We start from the raw sequence: 18,258 nt of genomic DNA, 5'->3' as shown, positions 1-18,258 counted from the left end.
AAAGGAAAGAAAATGAGATACGGAAAAATACGGATCGAAGATGGCTTTTTTGTGTTTACCAGACATATGATGCTCAACAGTCTTCCGTGTAAAGATATTCTCTGGGCGTACATGCGCCGTGAGGGAACCGATAAAACCGGTGAAAAGCAGCTGATCATCAATTATCTGGTGATCATAACCAGACGTCAGAAGCGTTATAAATTTGATATGACAGAGCAGGAGGTACAGGATTGCCTTCAGCTTCTTAAAGTACTGAATCCGGATCTTGCGGTTGGTTTTCCAAAAGGAAGCAGGCTTCCGCTTCAGAATCTTCCGAATACAAGAGATCTGGGTGCATTGATGACAGTAGACGGTTCGCATATTCTTCCCAGAAAACTTTTGCGCAGCGGAGAAATCTATCATGCTTCTGCTGCAGACAACCGGATCCTTTCAGAAGAATATAATGTAAAAACAGTGATCGATTTCCGGTCAGCTGCAGAAGTAAAGAAAAAACCGGATGATATCATGGCAGGAGTGGAGTATTATCACATTCCAATCCGGGATGAGGACAGCAGTGGAAACAGCTTTTTTGAACATGTGATGTCCTGCTATGGTGATGTAGACCGGTATATGCAGGACTGGTACCGGAATTTCGTTACGGATGAGTATTCTCTGAAGCAGTATGCACGTTTTCTGGATGTCCTGCTTCATGTAAAGAATGGAGCTGTTGTTTTTCACAGTGCCACAGGAGAAGACCGGACAGGAGTCGGAACAGCACTTTTGCTCTTTGCTTTGGGTGTACCTAAGGAAACGATACGAAGGGATTATATGCGGTCGAATTTATGTCTGGAAGATGAACTGAAATATATGCGCAGGCTTTACCGGGCAGACCGGCCGGAAAACAGCCGGAAGCTTGCAGATCTGAAAGCCTTCTATCAGGTGAAGGAGTCCTATATCAATACAGTTTTTGATGTCATCGAAAAAGAAAACGGAGGAATTGAAAGATTCCTTCGGAAAAAACTTTATCTGACACCAAAGGCATCCGAGGAGCTTAAGAAAAAATATCTGATCTGAGGATAAAAACATTTCTTATCATCCTGAAGGAATTTTGCAGGAAATTTTGATTGACAAAATTTTCGAAGTTGTTATAATGGTAAGAAAGCAAGGGTTTATTAGATTAAAGCGTTAACTGACGAAGTCGGTTTTCTATACATAAAAGTGTTGAAAGCAGGTGTATTATGGAAAAGAGAATACTATCCATCCTTGTGGATAATACCTCCGGAGTCCTTAGCCGTGTGGCTGGTCTTTTCAGCCGCCGTGGATATAATATTGACAGCATTACCGCAGGAGTGACTGCAGATCAGAGATATTCCCGTATGACAGTTGTATGTGAGGGAGATGATCAGATGCTCCAGCAGATCACTAAGCAGCTGGCGAAGCAGGAAGATGTACGGGATGTTAAGGTCCTTGAACAGGACGACAGCGTTGCCCGTGAGCTGATGCTCGTCAAGGTTGCTGTGAAGCCGGAACAGAGACAGGGAGCTCTTTCTGTTGCAGATATCTTCCGTGCCAAGGTGGTGGATGTAAGTAAGGATTCTCTTATTATGGAGATGACCGGAAGCCAGAACAAGCTGCAGGCGTTTGTGGAGCTGATGGCTGACTATGAGATCCTTGAGCTTGCAAGAACAGGAATCACAGGTCTGTCACGAGGCAGTGACGATGTCCGTTACCTGTAAATTTTTTACATATGTTTGCTAGGAGAGCAGCTACTCTCTTAACGATAAATAATTTTTATGAAGAAGATGTTGTAAACATCAGAGGAGGAAAGTAAAATGGCAAATAAGATTTTTTACCAGGAAGACTGTAATCTTGGATTATTAGATGGTAAGACAATTGCGATTATTGGATACGGAAGCCAGGGACATGCACATGCACTGAACCTTAAAGAGTCCGGATGTAATGTAATCATCGGTCTTTACAAAGGAAGCAAATCCTGGAAAAAAGCTGAGGAGCAGGGCTTCGAGGTATATACATCTGCTGAAGCAGCTAAGAAAGCAGATATCATCATGATCCTGATCAACGATGAGAAACAGGCTGCACTTTACAAGAAGGATATCGAGCCGAACCTTGAGGAAGGCAACATGCTTATGTTCGCTCATGGCTTCAACATTCATTTCGGATGCATCAAACCACCAGCATATGTTGATGTTACAATGATCGCGCCGAAAGGACCTGGACATACAGTAAGAAGCGAGTATCAGGCTGGTAAAGGTGTTCCTTGTCTGATCGCTGTAGAGCAGGATGCTACAGGTAAAGCTCAGGATATCGCACTTGCATATGCACTTGGAATCGGCGGAGCAAGAGCAGGTGTTCTTGAGACAACATTCCGTACAGAGACAGAGACAGACCTCTTCGGTGAGCAGGCTGTACTTTGCGGTGGTGTTTGCGCACTTATGCAGGCTGGTTTCGAGACACTTGTTGAAGCTGGTTATGACCCAAGAAACGCATACTTCGAGTGTATCCATGAGATGAAACTGATCGTTGACCTGATCTATCAGTCAGGATTCGCCGGAATGAGATATTCTATCTCCAATACAGCTGAGTATGGTGATTACATCACAGGACCGAAGATCATCACAGAGGATACAAAGAAAGCAATGAAGAAAGTTCTTTCCGATATCCAGGATGGTACATTCGCAAAAGAGTTCTTACTCGACATGTCCGATGCAGGTGCACAGGTACACTTCAAGGCTATGAGAAAATTAGCTTCTGAGCATCAGTCTGAGAAAGTTGGCGAGGAGATCCGTAAACTCTACAGCTGGAACGGCGAGGACAAGCTTATTAATAACTAAGCAAAATTTATTGCAGGTGCAATAAATTTTGCGCTACTCGAACGAAGCGCAGCGAAGTTTGAGTCAAAAAAGTCACACACGTAATACAGTGGCAGGAAACTTTTTTGAAATTTAAAATTCCCATCTGGTCGCAATGATCAGATGGGAATTTTTTTACATTCCTTTATTTATCCGGATGCTCTGTTTCATCATCAAAAAATGGCGCGATCAAAGCCGAATCAGCATCTTTCTGTCTGCATACAAACCCGATCTCACGCAGCGGAAAAGAAAATCCTACCGGTACTTCCACCAGAGTTCCTTCTTCGAGCTCTTTTTTTACAAAATCACGGATCACACATGCAATCCCAAGACCAATTTCCGCAAACTGGATCAGAAGATCCATAGTTGTTACTTCCAGAATATGACTTAATTCCACATGATGTTCTTTCAGCTGAGTGTTCACGGTCTGACGTGTAATATTGTCCTCATCCAGCATCATGAAAGTTGCTGCCTGAATCAGAGGTTCATCCGGATAGAGCTGTTTCTGGTTTTCCAGATACTGTTGTGTACAGACAAAGGTATCCTGGATTTTCAAAAGAGGTTGAAAATAATATCCCCGAAGCTTCTGCGGCCGTCCGATGAGTCCCAGATCGATTTTTTCCTCATCCAGAAGCTGCAGAGTCTGATAAGTAGACTGGCAGGAAATTGTGATACGTACATGAGGAAAACGAGCGATATAGTTTTTCAGGTGGGAGAGCAGTACATATCTGGTAAGAGTAGAACTGGCACCCAGACGCAGCTTTGGAATGTCCCGGGAACGGTTATGGCGAATGGAATTTTCTCCTTCATCCAGAAGTGAAAGAGCTTCTTTTACTTTTTCAAAAAGAAGCTCACCGTCCGGAGTCAGAGTGACACCCCGGGAACTTCGTTTAAAAAGAACGGTATCCAGATTCTGCTCCAGCTTCTGAATCGCCTTGCTGATAGCGGGCTGACTGATATAAAGATCCCGGGAACTGTGGGAGATACTGCCGGTACGTGCTACCGTATAAAAAATATGATAAAGAGACAGATTATCCTGCATGTAAAACCTTCCTTTCGAAAAATAGTAAGGTAATAAAGGTAATAAAAAAATCCGAAGTCATCAGACCTCGGAAACCTTAGCTGTTATAATATCTATAATTTTCAATCGGGGCAACAGGATTTGAACCTGCGACCTCACGGCCCCCAGCCGTGCGCGCTACCAAGCTACGCCATACCCCGCAACGCATACAACTATAACATAAATGAATTGAAAATGCAACCATTTTTTGAGGAGAAAGAGTGTGGTCCCTTGATACTTTCATAGGCTTCACACTCTTCACATGATATGCTCAGACTGTCTGTATTGTGTTACCCGGGTCAGGTAAAATACCTCTTCCCTGAAGTACAACAACAAGAGTTTCTGTTGTGTCCTGTAAATTCTTGATATCTTTTCGGATATCCCGTTCTGCAAGCTTAACATCCAGTGAAAGGTCGTCCAGGCGTTTTCTGTTGGTATCACATTTCAGATCGATCATTTCAAGTCTGTTTTCTACCCGGTTGAAGCGGGCATCTATTTCATCGAAGCGAACATCCATAGCATCGAGACGAGCGTCGATACCGTCGAAGCGAACATCCATAGCATCGAGACGAGCGTCGATACCGTCGAGACGAGCATCCACAGCATCCAGTCTGGCGTCGATACCATCTAATCGATTATTTATATTGCCCAGCTGGACATTGATCGGGTTTATCATACCGGCTAATAATTCCAAATCTTTCTGATCTAACATATGCGCATCCTCCCATAAAAACTGTACCGCATATTTCTCTGTGCGGATATTGTATCATGTTTCGAGTGTGAAGTCTATGAAATTATCAAAGAACAAACTGGACAGGAACAATGAGTTCTTAGTTAGTATAATATATGAAAGAGGAAAAAACAAGAGATATTTTTATATCTTTAATAATAGAAAATGCAGGCGAACTGCCTGAAGAACAAAAAAAGGAGGCCGGGAGTTGTGCAGACTCCCGGCAAAAAAGTATGAAAAAGAAAAAGATTATTTAGCATTTGCATTTGCTATCTACGGTTAATAATATAGTAAAAAAATGTGTGCATTGTGTGAAAGGAAAATGAAGAGAATGTGAAAACTGCCGCTTAATGTTAGATTAAGCGACAGGACCTGAAAAAACCTGTATATAAGGGAATTCGCCATTTTTCTGACCACAAAAGCTGACCACTTATGACCATGAATCTTATACCAAGAATCCTGATATTTCCCGCAAAATACAGGTCCCTGGGACTATACATCTGACCACTTATCATGACCACTTATCATGACCACTTTTATATATTGATATGTATTTTTCTTTCTCTGATATATAAAAAGTTGCGTAAAACGGCACAAAAAACGACATAATTGGACAGCTATGGCAGTTTCAGATCGCTTGACAAGCATTAAAGCGGATGTTATCATTACATATGGTTCAAAATCTTGGATCAAACAACAGAATAATCCAAAAAAATTACTGTCGCTTAATCTAACATTAAGCGACAAGATAATAATATTGGATAAGTTATATAAATAAATGGAAGGAAGAGAACATGCCGTCCAATACAGGCTACAGCATAACAACCAGAAGACTCCGACTTTGCTGCGGACATCCGGAATGGCTCAGGAAAACCCAGGATTTCTATAATGAAATTGAAAGCTTTTATTATGATCTTCTGCTGGCTCATGAGGAACTGGGAGAACTGGGGAGCCAGAAAATTCTTCGGGCCCTGGAAGTTCTGACTATTATGGGAAGAGACAAGCAGGTTCCCCAGAATCCCCTTCCCTGGGAAAAAGTCCCATTGTATTTCAGGCGGGCTGCGATAAACAGTGCTATAGCCGCAGCAAAGAGTCACATATCCAGGCAAAAGTCCATTCCGGGGAGGAAAGCAGAAAAGCTTCATTCAGCAGTTACCTATTATAAAGGAATGTACAGAGATTTTTCTTATAAGGAAATCACACTGAAGGTATGGACAGGAGAACAGTGGAAATGGATGAGATGCAGACTGTATGGCAGAGAATTTCCCACAGAAGCAGAGCTGATGTCACCCTCAGTAACCTTTGAGAAGAAATATTTCATGCTGCATGTTCCCGTGAAGGAATTTACAGCAGACACTGCAACAGTAAAGCAGCGTATCCAGGAAGGGCGGAAGATCTGTGCCATCCAGTTTACAAACGGAGATGTTTTTGCTGTGGGGACAGTATGTGACGGCACAGGGAAGGAAACAGATGTGAAATTCTGGGGCGGCGGAAAAGAATATACGCATCGCTGCGATCAGATCAGGAAGAAAATCGAGAAAGCCCGGAAATCTCTCGGCGGGGAAAAACAGCCCGGAGAAAACAGGAAATACTGGATGCATCTGAAGCATCTGTCGGAGCATTATGCCCATGAGATTAGTTCACAGATCATAGGCTTCTGCCTGGAAAAGCAGGTTTCGCTGATCGTCCTTCCAAAATACAAAAAAGAATACACAGACTATGTGATGATCGGATCAGGAAACTGGAGCACTATGCATCTAAGCTCCGGGATTAGGAGCAATCTGCCCTATAAAGCATGGAAAAACGGCATTCTGGTCATTGAAACCTATGCAAAAGGGATATCCGAAACCTGTTCTGTCTGCGGTGCGCCAGTTAAGACCGCAAACCGCAAAACAGATGAATATATCTGTGAGAACGGGCACAGAGGAAGCCGAAGCCTGAACAGTGCCAGAAACCTGAGCCATAAATGTATTCTTCAGTTTGGAAAACAAGTGGTATGACCACTGTTTTATAGAGCGAGAGCACAACTCAGCTTCTGCTACAGGCAGATGCTGACAGGTTGAATACCGCCTGTCGTGTCTCCCTTATCATAAGGAAGAGTCGGCCAAGAATTTCCGCCAGAAGCTCCGGCACAGCCGAGACAGCGGATAAGAGTATTCGAAGTTATGTAAAAAAAAGAAAGTATGAAAAAGCAAAGGATAAGGATAGCAATGAACACAGAATACAGGAAACTGAAAAATCTTTTTCTGCGGCAAAGCTGCCAGGATGCATGGGAAGACTATGCACGAAGCATCCGCAAAGTAAATTTTCCCAGATGGGACTATGTGATCCTGACCTCATCAAACGAAGAACAGGCCAGATCCTTCCGCAGCCAGATCGCAGACAGATTGGAACAGGGCGTACTGCCGGGATGGACAAAATATTTCGTGCTCCCGGATCCGGAAGGCAAGAGAGTAGGCTCCGGCGGAGCAACTCTGAATGTACTCCGATTTCTTTCAGAGGAAGAAGGACTCCGGGGAGATTTCCATAACAAAAGAATCCTTGTGATCCATTCCGGCGGAGACAGCAAAAGAGTCCCACAGTATTCTGTGTGCGGAAAGCTTTTTTCACCTGTACCAAGAGAACTTCCGGATGGAAGAGGTTCTACACTGTTTGATGAATTTCTCATCAGTATGGCAGGCGTTCCGGCCAGGTTCAAAGAAGGAATGCTGGTACTTTCCGGAGATGTGCTCCTCCTTTTTAATCCTTTACAGATAGATGCCCAGTTCCGCGGAGCTGCGGCAATCTCCATGAAATCTCCGATAGAAGTGGGAGTCGATCATGGAGTGTTTTTGAATGATGGAAGCGACCATGTAAAAATGTTCCTTCACAAACAGCCGGCAGAAACACTTCGCAGGCTGGGAGCCGTGAATGGACAGGACTGCGTGGATCTTGACACAGGCGCCGTACTTTTGGACGCCGAAATACTGGAAATACTGTTCAGTCTGATCGCAGATGCATCAGGAAAAAAAGCAGATCCGGATAAATACGAAAGCTTTGTAAATGAAAAAGCAAGAGTTAGCTTTTACGGAGATTTTCTGTATCCGCTGGCGGCAGATTCCACCTTTGAACAATATCAGAAAGAAAAACCGGAAGGCGAATTCTGCACAGAGCTTTTTACCTGCAGAGAAAAAATATGGAAGGCATTAAGTCCTTTTCAGATGAAGCTGATCTGTCTTTCTCCTGCAGAATTTATCCACTTTGGGACAACGAGAGAGCTGCGTGCTCTGATGACAGAAGAAGTAACCGATTATGAGTTCCTTGACTGGAAAAAACACGTATTCACCAATGATTTAAATTGCCAGGGAGCTTTGCACACAGCACTGATCGGACCGGAAGCTGACATCGAGGAAGGAACCTATATTGAAGACACCTGCCTTGAGGGAAGAACCCACGTCGGAAAGGGCGCTGTAGTATCCGGACTTTCCCTGAAGGATGTACATATACCGGCGAATACAGTATTTCACGGTGTGAAGCTGAAGGACGAGATCACAGAGCTTTACGGCGGTCAGACAGGACGATGCGTGATCCGTACATATGGAGTCATGGATAATCCGAAGAAAACGCTGGAAGAACGAGGAAGCTTTCTGCGGGGAAACCTGGCAGATTTTCTTTCAGCCAATGGACTGGCGCCGGAAGATATCTGGACCGGCGAACCCCACGCACTCTGGAATGCAAAACTGTATCCGGTCTGCAAAACATTCCAGGAAGCAGCACAGGCAGGAAACCTTCTTGTAAAAATGAGCGAAGGACTTGCTGAACCCCTGCAGATCGAGAGCTGGAAAAAACAGCCGAGACTGAGTCTGGAAGAATCCTTCCGGTATGGAAATACAGAAAATATCCTTTCCTGGAAAAAAGATCTGGAAGCAAGGATCCTGGTGGCAGTATTTCTGGGAGAGCTGAAAAAAGGCGGACATTATATTCCTGCACTTAAGATCTTTGGTGAAAAAGAAATCCAGGAACGACATTACCATCTGCTGATGAAAGAAGCTGAAAAAGCAGATTTTTCACAGAAAATACGGATCCTGTATGCAGTATCACGCTCCATGAAATTCACTAAAAAATGCTTTGACGGAAAAACATACGATGTGCTGGAGCAGGAGTGCTTTTCCCAGATCCAGAAAGAGATTGCATCTCAGACACAGCTGACAGGAAACAGCGGCTATACGATCGCAAAAGAACAGGTAAAGGTAAATCTGCCGGTACGTGTGAACTGGGGCGGCGGCTGGTCAGACACACCGCCATACTGCAACGAACACGGAGGAACTGTTCTTAACGCAGCAATCCTGCTGAGAGACTGTGAACCCATCGAGGTAGAGATCCGGAAGATACCGGAATTACATATTGAGCTGGCAAGTACAGACACAGGTGCTTACGGAACAGCAGAAAGTGCAGAAGAGATCCAGGACTGCCATAATCCATACGATCCTTTTGCCTTGCACAAGGCAGCCATTATCGCCTGCGGGATCCTTCCGCTGGAGGAAAAGGCCGACCTGAAAAAGGTCCTGGAAAAAATGGGCGGCGGATTCTACCTTTCCACCTGTGTCAAAGGCGTTCCCAAAGGCTCCGGCCTTGGAACAAGCAGTATCCTTGCAGGAGCCTGCGTCAAAGCTTTTGCAGAGTTTCTTGGAGAGAGCTGGGATGACAGCCAGATCTATGATACAGTCCTCAACCTGGAGCAGATCATGAGCACAGGCGGCGGCTGGCAGGATCAGGTTGGCGGACTGACACCCGGAATCAAATTTATCACATCAAGACCCGGAATCCGGCAGCAGTTGAAGGTAGAAAAGGTAGAGATCTCGGAAAAAACGAAACAGGAGCTTCAGGAACGATTCGCTCTGATCTATACAGGCCAGCGGCGCCTTGCCCGAAACCTTCTCAGAGAAGTCGTAGGAAATTACATCGGCGGCCGAAAAGAATCTCTGGAGGCACTGGATGAGATGCAGAAAGTAGCAGCACTCATGAAATTTGCCCTGGAAAAAGAAGACATCGACGAATTCGCGAGCCTTCTCAACCAGCACTGGGAAATCTCCAAAAAGCTGGATGCCGGCTCAACCAACACCTGCATAGACCAGATCTTCAGTGTATGTGAAGACATGATCGACGGAAAATTCATCTCCGGAGCCGGAGGCGGCGGCTTCCTGCAGGTAATACTGAAGAAAGGCGTCACACAGGAGATGCTGCATCAGAGGCTGAGAGAGGTGTTCCAGGATTCCGGGGTGGATGTCTGGAGCGTGGAGTTTGTGTGAAGATAAGTTTTGAAAAACCTCATTTCTTAATAAGGAATGAAGTAAATTTGGAGGAATATAGCAGATGAAGAAAGAGAGAGCAGGTAAGAAAAATCTTCTGATTTATGCTCATTACTATATTCCAGATACTGCGTCAACGGGGCAGATCCTCCGTGAACTGGCGGAGGGTATGCTGGATAAATTTAACATCACAGTCATTTGTGTAGTGCCGAGTTACTTAGGAACTATCGAAGGAAAATACAAGACGCAGAAGTATTACGAAGAAGAAATCAATGGCGTGAAGGTGTTGAGAATCCGCGTGCCGGAGTTCAGCAAGACCAATAAGAAGAGCCGTGTGAAGAACATCGTTTCTTATTTCTTTGGAGCAATGGGTGCGACATTCAAGATTGGCAAGATGGACTATGTATTCTCCATCTCTCAGCCTCCAATCCTCGGCGGCCTGCTGGGCGTCTGGGGCAAGTGGGTAAAACATGCCAAGTACATCTACAATATTCAGGACTTTAACCCGGAGCAGGTGCTAGCCGTTGGCTATACCAAGAGCAAGTTCGTCACGGACGTTATGATGTGGTTTGACAAGTTCAGCTGCAAGCGGAGCGACCTTGTGATCACAGTCGGCCGTGATCTGGTGGAAACTGTGGAGAAACGTTTCAAAGGGAAGAAAGTTCCCAAAACCGTCATGATCAACAACTGGATCGATGAGAACGAGATTTATCCGCTGGATGAAAATAATGAGAAGGTTCTGGCGTTCAGGAAGAAGTATGGTCTGGATGGCAAGTTCGTCATTATGTATTCCGGAAATATTGGATTGTACTATGATCTGGAGAAATTGATTGAGGTCGTGGAGCGATTCAAACCAGGCACGAAAACCGCAGATGGCAGAGAAGTTGTGTTTGCATTCGTTGGTGCCGGATCTGTGCTGGAGAAGCTGAAGAACTATGTGAAAGATCATTACATGGACAATGTGGTTTTCATTCCTTATCAGGATAAGTCAGACCTGATCTATAGCTTGAATGCCGGTGATGTTCATTGGTGTGTGAATGCAAAAGGCATTAAGGGCGTGAGTTGTCCATCAAAGGCATACGGAATAATGGCGGCGGCTAAGCCGATATTAGGAGTTCTGGAATCAGGCTCTGAGGTTCGCTGCCTGATCGAAGATACACAAGGTGGTCTTTGTTGTGAGCCAGGTGAGTATGACAAGGTTGAGGAAAACATCTGCTGGTTCATTGAGAATGCCGGAAATAGTGAGCTGAAGGCAATGGGAGCCAGAAGCCGTGAGAATCTGGAGAAGAATCTGACCAGAAATGTATCTGTGAGAAAGTATGCTGAAGAGATTCTGAAGATGTAAAATAGGGAGAAAATAAGAATGGCTGCAGATATTACAGCGATAATACTTACAAAAAACGAAGAAGTTAATATAGAAGAATGTATTAAATCTATTATTACGACAGTTAAAAGAATTGTAGTAATAGATAGCTTCAGTACTGATAAAACAGTAGAAATAGCAAAAAGGATGGGAGCAGAAGTTTATCAGCATCCATTTGAAAACTACGCCAAGCAGTATATGTATGGTGTGGAAGTTGCCAAGGCTGAAACTGTGTGGACATTAAGAATTGACGCAGACGAGCGGTTAACTCCGGATTCGGCAAATGAATTGACACAGCTTTGTGATAGCAATATGAAGACCGATGTTACTGGAATTGTTTTAAGGTTTAAAAAGAATTTTTTGGGAAAAGATTTGTATCACGGTGGAGTTTATCCTTGGAAGAAAATGAACTGTTATAAAACAAAATTCGGTGAAATAGAAGATCGTAATATGGATGAGCACATCATATTAAGTTCTGGAAAAGTAATCGAAATGAAAAATGATTGTTTGCATTTTGATTTTAAAAACCTTGAGTACTTTGTTAATAAACATAATTGGTATTCATCTCGTGAAACAGTGGATTATTTTGAAAATCTAGAAAATGCAAAAGCCAAAAGTGAAGTGGATGCAAAGTCTTGGTTTAAAATGAATGTGTATTATAAATTGCCGATAGGTTTTAGATCGCATTTATATTATCTATATCGATATTATATAAAATTGGGCTTTTTGGATGGCAAGGAAGGAAAAATATATGCGTTCCTTCAGGCATACTGGTACCGGTATTTAGTAGATGCAAAAATATATGAGTGTAAAAAAATGAATATTAGCTATAATGCTAAGGGGAGTTTAAAGAGTTAAAATATGTGAGAGATATGCCAGGAGTAAGTTATGAACCTCAAAAAGAAAATGAAAAAAATATTATATTTATTTCCAGTCAAATGGATAAATAAGTTTTATTTGTTTTATAATCGAATCTTTTATCCAGAATTAGTAGAAAGAAAAATGAGTTTTGGAGAAAAAAATGAAGATAAGATATTTTATGTAATTAGACCACGTAAAAATTCAGTAGAAGGTTTAATGGCATTGCTATTTTATGTAATACAGCAAATTGGATATGCAGAGAAAAATAATTATATTCCTGTTGTGGATTTTAAAAACTATAAAACACAATATAATATTGCAGATGAAAATGCATGGGAATGTTTCTTTGAGCAGATAAGTAATTATTCATTAGAGGAAGTGTATCAAAGTAAGAACGTGGTTTTGTCTGGGATTAATGCTATATACGATACATATTCATATCTTTATAATAAATCTTTTAATGAAGATGATTTGCAGAAGACACATCTTTTGGCGAAAAAATATATTAAGTTTTCTAAAAAGGCATATGAACTTTATAATAAAGAATTAAAACATATCAGTCCACAAAAAAATATAGGATTATATTTAAGAGGAACAGATTATATAAATTTAAAACCAATAGGAGAACCTATTCAGCCTACAGTAGCACAAGCGATAGAACATGTGAATACATACATAGAAAATGAAAAAAATGCTAATGTTTTTCTTGTTACAGAAGATGAACGTATTTATAAAGAAGTTAAATCGAACTTAGGAGAAAGAATAGTAATAGTAAGTTTTGATAATTACATAAAAAACTATTCAGAGAGAGATTTTTTAGCTAATGGACATAGCCTCACGCAATTAGGAGAAAATGCACATATACGAGGGCTGAACTATTTGGTCAAGATAATGCTGCTTTCCAATTGCAAGTACATTGTAGGCGGAAAAACATGTGGATCTTGGGCTGCTTGTATGTTGGCAGATGTAAATACTAAGATAGATATATTTGAATTAGGATACTATTGAATGGAGAGCAGAGAAAATGATATTTAGTGTAGTAGTACCAGTATATAATGTAGAAAAATATATAACAGAATGTTTAGAGTCAATTCTAAAACAAATTCCTAATTCTACAAATTTTTGTGAAGTTTTGTTGATTGATGATGGATCTACTGATTCGAGCGGAGAAATATGCGATTATTATGAGAAAATGTATCCGAATATAATTAAGGTGTTTCATAATCTTAACCAAGGTCTTCTTATGACACGAAGATTCGGATATAAACAATCAAGTGGGAAATATATAATTAATTGTGATTCGGATGATACACTTGAACCGGATTTTTTTAATAGCCTAACTAATACAATTGATAGATATTCAGAGCCAGATATGATTTTGTTTAATCAAAATATTTATGATGGAGAAATTAAAAAAGTAGCATTTAAAAATGTTTTATCAGAGGAAAAAATATGTGTAGTTAAAAAACAGGATGTTTTGCGAAAATTCTTGACAGATAATAGCATAGTTAGTTTGTGTGGAGCGGTGTATAAAAGAAAGTGTATTGAGATTAATAAAGACTATTCCTTATATAAGCGTATAAGTAATGGAGAAGATAGCCTTCAAAAAATAGAATTATTTGATAATGCAGAGTCATATGTATATTTAAATAAAGCTATGTACAATTATAGAACAGGATCAGGAATGACCGCTAAATTTGATTATAATTATTATGCTTCATTCAAAGTTGTATTGGAAAATATTCTGCAAAGAAAAGAAATATGGAAATTGGAAAATTTTGATGAATTATTGGGAATAAAAGTTTTATCAATTACCGGAAGAGCCATTACGCAATCAAGATTAAATAAATGGAAGTCCTACAAAGAATATAAGAATTATTTAAAAACAATTAGAAGTGATTTTTTTGTAGAAAAGTATATTAAATATATTACAAAAGAAAAAAGAAGGCTTCAAAGGACACATATTATATTAATCTATTTGCTTAAATTTAAACTATATGGATGTATTATTGCTTTGTTAAATGTAAAAAATATTATTGAATAAATTGGTAAAAATATGAAAAGTTAAGAATAAATTTGCTAGATAAACTGTGAATTGTATTTGATACGCGGGAGAGTTTCCAGGGACGCGTTAAAGATATCTTTATTCAGGTATTAGTATATTATATTCGAGCAAATACAATGTTAAAGATATATATTTGTGGGAAAAGGATTATATATCTGAAAAGAGCATTTGTGATTACTGGTGTAGAATTTAAATATGAAATTTTTTAAAAGATTGTAAGGAAGCTGATTAAAATGGAAAAAATTTTAACGATAAGTATTGCTGCATATAATGCAGAAAAAGATATCTCTAATTGTTTGAACTCTTTGATTAATTCAAAAGAATTTTCTAAATTAGATATAATAGTAGTAAATGATGGATCTACTGATCAGACAGTTGAAATTACAAATAAATATGTTGAGAAATATAAACAATCTATTCGACTCATTAATAAAGAAAATGGCGGACATGGATCAACAATTAACACTAGTATAAAACACGCAAAGGGTAAATATTATAAAATTTTGGATTCTGACGATTGGGTGAACAGTGAAAATTTGAATAGACTTGTAGCATTTTTAGAGAAAACAGATACAGACATGGTATTAAATCCTTATGATGAGATTGAATATAATACCAGAACAAAAAAAAGGCAGATGAATCCTTGGGATAATGAGGTTAGTTATGAAGAAGTTCATGGATTGGAGGAATTGGACAAAGTTATATTATACATGCATTCGCTTACATTTCGTAGAGAAGTAATCCAGAAAATGGGGGCAATTATTGATGAAAATTGTTTTTATGTAGATATGGAATATTGCATATTTCCACTTTTGTATATAAATTCTTTTGCATGTTTAGATTATCCTGTTTATCAGTATTTACTTGGTTCTCAGACACAGAGTATGAATATGGAAAATATGATTAAACGCCGAGATCAGCATCTAAAAGTAACTAAACGACTGGTTTCATTTTATAAAAAACATGAGGATGATTTGAATATCAAGGTGAGAGAAATTGTTATATTGAGAATTAAATATGCGATTTATAATCAGTATGTAATTTATCTACATATGTCTCCTAAAGAAGCTATAAATGAAATTAAAAGATTTGATGAATGGTTAAAAAAACGGAATAAAGAGTTGTATAACGGACCTAAAGGCAAAATTATGGAATTTATTAAAATTAACAGAAAAACTGGCTATAGTTTATTTGTACCAACTACAATTTTGTTTAAGAAGATTGGAATGCTTAAGTAGTCGATTCTTTTTAATCAGAGTTATTGGAAAAAGGTAAATCAGAGTAGGATGATATGAAGAAATTAATAAAGATTAATAAAGAAACTTTATATTTAGTAGGATATTTTCTCATGGGATTATCAGCAGTGGTAATTGGAAATTCATATCTGTTTGGAGTTAATAGATTTCAAATATGTGAAGTGGTACAGTACTTATCGGCTACTATATTTTTATGGTCTTTCTGCATCGATAAATATAAAATCTTTGATTTTGTGAGTGCTTTTTTATTTGGAATTGTAATACTTATATCAGCAATTATCATGCACGATATTACTTTTGCATTATATGGAATATCAATTGTTACATCTATTCATATTGATGTACGAAAAATTATAAAGAGTAGTGTAATAAATAATGCTATCTTTTTATGCATAGTTATTGTACCAGCTTTGTTGGGATTCATACCGGATGATATTTATTATCATGAAAATATGAAAGCACATTGTTTGGGATTTGCATATTATTCAAATGTTCCATGTGTTATTTTAATGGAAACTTTTGCAATTTATTGGCTTATTCGGTCTAAAAAGATGGAACGATTGTTCTTGATTTTAAGTTTACCTGTACATATCTTGGTATATAAAGTATGCACAGTACGTCTGGAATTCTATGTATATATTATTTTCATGTTGGCTGTTTTGATATTAGGCAGCATAAACGTGAATAAGCAGCATAAGTTTATGACCTGTATTGCTACGTTTATGTATCCACTTGCGGCAGTATCAGTAATTTTAGCATCTTTAAAATATAAGAGTTCTGCAATTATATTTGCGTTCAATGAAATGATTAATTCTAGGTTGAAATTTAATCTGCAAGGTTTTGAGCAATATGGAGTAAATTTGATAGGACAGAGAATAAAGTCTAACCAAGAATATATAGATCAAAATTTTGTTAATCATTATTTTTATATAGATTGTGGATATGTTTATATGCTCATAGGATATGGATTGATTTTATTTGCAATAATAATGTTTTTGTATACTTATCTTTCTCATTATGCTATGAAAACGAATAATATTAAATTAATTAGTTGGTGTTTTGCTATATGTGTTTTTTCAATAATTAATAATATTATGTTTAATACAGCATTGAATCCATTATTAATTTTAGGAATAAAATTATTGTTGTCCAATAAGACTTCGGATGGAAAAAGAGGATGGATGCCAAATAGAGTGGTTACAAAACGAAGACGGATCAAGATAAAACTTTGATAACACTGAGAATATTTAGAAATTAGTTTTTATAAAACACAGATTGAAAGCTAAACTTTAATCTTTAAGAAATTGAAATTTATGAAGGAATCATAATATATGGCAAATCATAAGAAAATGGTGCAAACCAGCATTAAAAAAAATTATATATATAATACGATATATCAAGTGCTCTCTTTAATCACTCCATTGATTACTGCACCATATATTTCCAGAGTATTAGGTTCAAACGGAGTTGGAATTTATAGTTACACAAATTCAATTGTGACGTATTTTACACTATTTGCAGCTTTAGGAACAGCTTCTTATGGACAGCGAGAAATAGCGATGCATCGTGATGATCCAGAAACATCTTCTAAGTTGTTTTGGGAAATTGAAATTCTTTCACTTACGACTACAGCAGTATCATTAATAGTTTGGATAGCATGGATTTTTATTTCAACACAGTATACAGCAATTTATAGTGTACTGACTTTATCTGTTTTGGCGGTTGCGTTTGATATATCCTGGTATTTTGGAGGATTTGAAAAATTTAAATATATTGTTATTCGAAATACTTTGGTGAAAATCACAGGAATTATATTACTGTTTCTTTTTGTAAAAAAAGAAACCGATATATTCTTGTATGTAGGCATTATGGCTGCTACAGGATTGATCGGTAATATTTCTATGTGGACTTATCTTCCTAAATTATTAGCGAAAGTAGAGTTTAAAACGCTTCATCCATTCAAAATCCATTTAAAGCAGACGTTTGCATACTTTATACCTACAGTTGCTACATCTGTTTATACTGTGTTAGATAAAACAATGATTGGCGCAATTACTAAGTCTGAAGAATTAAACGGTTATTATGAGCAGGCGACAAAAATTATCCGTATGATAGAGAGTCTGCTTTTTTCTTTGAATACTGTAATGGTTTCCAGACAATCGTATCTTTTTGCCGAAGGTCGGACAGAAGAAATTAAGGATAAAATTAATAAAAGCTTCGAGTTTATTTTTGCGCTTGCGGTTCCAATTATGTTTGGAATTTGGGGAGCTGCAAGGAATTTTGTTCCATGGTTTTTTGGAAATGGTTATGAACCGGTAGTTACGCTTCTGTATTTAATGAGTCCATTACCGTTGGTGATCTGTATTAGCAATATTATGGGGTCACAATATTTAACCCCTTCAGGTCAGCGTGCCAGAAGCTCCAAAGGAATTATTGCGGGAGCAGTAACCAATTTTTGGCTGAATCTGGCATTGATTTATAAATATGGTGCAAATGGTGCTACGCTTGCAAGTGTTGTGGCAGAGTGTGTCATCAGTGCTATTTATGTTCACATGAGCAAGGGATTTATAAATTGGAAAAAAATCTTGAATGTTCTTTGGAAGAAACTGCTTGCTGGTTTTGTGATGTTTTGGGCAGTATTGTTTATAGGTGGAAATTATCAGGGAAGTATAAGCATTTCTGTATGTCAGGTCATATTTGGCATGGCATTATATGGAATTATGTTAATTGTGTTAAAAGATAATGTTATTTATGATGCTTTGAAAATCATAAGAAGAAGGAAATAA

At 38.8% G+C, this 18,258-nt stretch carries 14 protein-coding genes and 1 tRNA gene; 12 read left to right on the top strand and 3 right to left on the bottom strand.

The features are described from left to right. The first annotated feature begins 12 nt into the window (after positions 1–12). The 3 genes from CCC70_RS09915 to ilvC all read left to right on the top strand — a co-directional run bounded on the left by CCC70_RS09915 (position 13) and on the right by ilvC (position 2,831). The gene (locus CCC70_RS09915) at positions 13–1,053 is read left to right on the top strand and encodes a tyrosine-protein phosphatase (RefSeq protein ID WP_118369108.1); all 1,041 of its coding nucleotides are present in this window, start codon (positions 13–15) and stop codon (positions 1,051–1,053) included. 164 nt (positions 1,054–1,217) lie between these two features. Beyond that, entirely contained in the window at positions 1,218–1,715 is a 498-nt protein-coding gene (gene ilvN / locus CCC70_RS09910) for an acetolactate synthase small subunit (protein WP_021652933.1), read from the top strand. A gap of 96 nt (positions 1,716–1,811) precedes the next feature. After that, positions 1,812–2,831 carry a ketol-acid reductoisomerase gene (gene ilvC, locus CCC70_RS09905; protein WP_059086364.1) on the top strand — a complete coding sequence of 340 codons (1,020 nt, stop codon included), beginning with the start codon at positions 1,812–1,814 and terminating at the stop codon, positions 2,829–2,831. Between the two features lie 163 nt (positions 2,832–2,994). On the opposite strand, the gene CCC70_RS09900 is transcribed toward ilvC, so the two are convergent. The 3 genes from CCC70_RS09900 to CCC70_RS09890 all read right to left on the bottom strand — a co-directional run bounded on the left by CCC70_RS09900 (position 2,995) and on the right by CCC70_RS09890 (position 4,621). Further along, positions 2,995–3,891: a LysR family transcriptional regulator gene (locus tag CCC70_RS09900; protein ID WP_287084760.1), complete on the bottom strand. Its 897-nt coding sequence runs from the start codon at positions 3,889–3,891 to the stop codon at positions 2,995–2,997. 105 nt (positions 3,892–3,996) lie between these two features. Next, positions 3,997–4,070 (bottom strand) — tRNA-Pro (locus CCC70_RS09895). Between the two features lie 110 nt (positions 4,071–4,180). Further along, positions 4,181–4,621, bottom strand: coding sequence for a hypothetical protein (locus CCC70_RS09890; protein WP_287084759.1), 441 nt, complete (start codon positions 4,619–4,621; stop codon positions 4,181–4,183). Positions 4,622–5,433: 812 nt separating this feature from the next. Between CCC70_RS09890 and CCC70_RS09885 the strand changes: the two genes are divergently transcribed. The 9 genes from CCC70_RS09885 to CCC70_RS09845 all read left to right on the top strand — a co-directional run bounded on the left by CCC70_RS09885 (position 5,434) and on the right by CCC70_RS09845 (position 18,258). Beyond that, positions 5,434–6,639: a zinc ribbon domain-containing protein gene (locus CCC70_RS09885; RefSeq protein WP_287084758.1), complete on the top strand. Its 1,206-nt coding sequence runs from the start codon at positions 5,434–5,436 to the stop codon at positions 6,637–6,639. 210 nt (positions 6,640–6,849) lie between these two features. After that, positions 6,850–9,927 carry a fucose pyrophosphorylase domain-containing protein gene (locus CCC70_RS09880; RefSeq protein WP_287084757.1) on the top strand — a complete coding sequence of 1,026 codons (3,078 nt, stop codon included), beginning with the start codon at positions 6,850–6,852 and terminating at the stop codon, positions 9,925–9,927. 64 nt (positions 9,928–9,991) lie between these two features. Further along, the gene (locus CCC70_RS09875; RefSeq protein WP_287084756.1) at positions 9,992–11,272 is read left to right on the top strand and encodes a glycosyltransferase family 4 protein; all 1,281 of its coding nucleotides are present in this window, start codon (positions 9,992–9,994) and stop codon (positions 11,270–11,272) included. An 18-nt stretch (positions 11,273–11,290) separates the two neighbouring features. Next, positions 11,291–12,148: a glycosyltransferase family 2 protein gene (locus CCC70_RS09870; protein ID WP_022427087.1), complete on the top strand. Its 858-nt coding sequence runs from the start codon at positions 11,291–11,293 to the stop codon at positions 12,146–12,148. Positions 12,149–12,178: 30 nt separating this feature from the next. Further along, the gene (locus CCC70_RS09865; RefSeq protein WP_287084755.1) at positions 12,179–13,159 is read left to right on the top strand and encodes a hypothetical protein; all 981 of its coding nucleotides are present in this window, start codon (positions 12,179–12,181) and stop codon (positions 13,157–13,159) included. Between the two features lie 16 nt (positions 13,160–13,175). Continuing rightward, positions 13,176–14,195 carry a glycosyltransferase family 2 protein gene (locus CCC70_RS09860; RefSeq protein ID WP_270390644.1) on the top strand — a complete coding sequence of 340 codons (1,020 nt, stop codon included), beginning with the start codon at positions 13,176–13,178 and terminating at the stop codon, positions 14,193–14,195. Between the two features lie 254 nt (positions 14,196–14,449). Then, positions 14,450–15,454, top strand: a complete 1,005-nt coding sequence (locus CCC70_RS09855; protein WP_270390646.1) for a glycosyltransferase family 2 protein — start codon at positions 14,450–14,452, stop codon at positions 15,452–15,454. 53 nt (positions 15,455–15,507) lie between these two features. Continuing rightward, positions 15,508–16,704 carry a hypothetical protein gene (locus CCC70_RS09850; protein ID WP_270390649.1) on the top strand — a complete coding sequence of 399 codons (1,197 nt, stop codon included), beginning with the start codon at positions 15,508–15,510 and terminating at the stop codon, positions 16,702–16,704. 99 nt (positions 16,705–16,803) lie between these two features. Next, a complete protein-coding gene (locus tag CCC70_RS09845) occupies positions 16,804–18,258 on the top strand; it encodes a flippase (RefSeq protein ID WP_287084754.1) in 1,455 nt (484 codons plus the stop codon).

Origin of the sequence: Blautia sp. LMAG:89 (assembly GCF_008679485.1) — a bacterium.
GTDB lineage: Bacteria > Bacillota > Clostridia > Lachnospirales > Lachnospiraceae > Blautia_A > Blautia_A fusiformis.
Note: the sequence above shows the minus strand (reverse complement) of the source record. Positions and strands in the feature narration are given on the sequence as shown.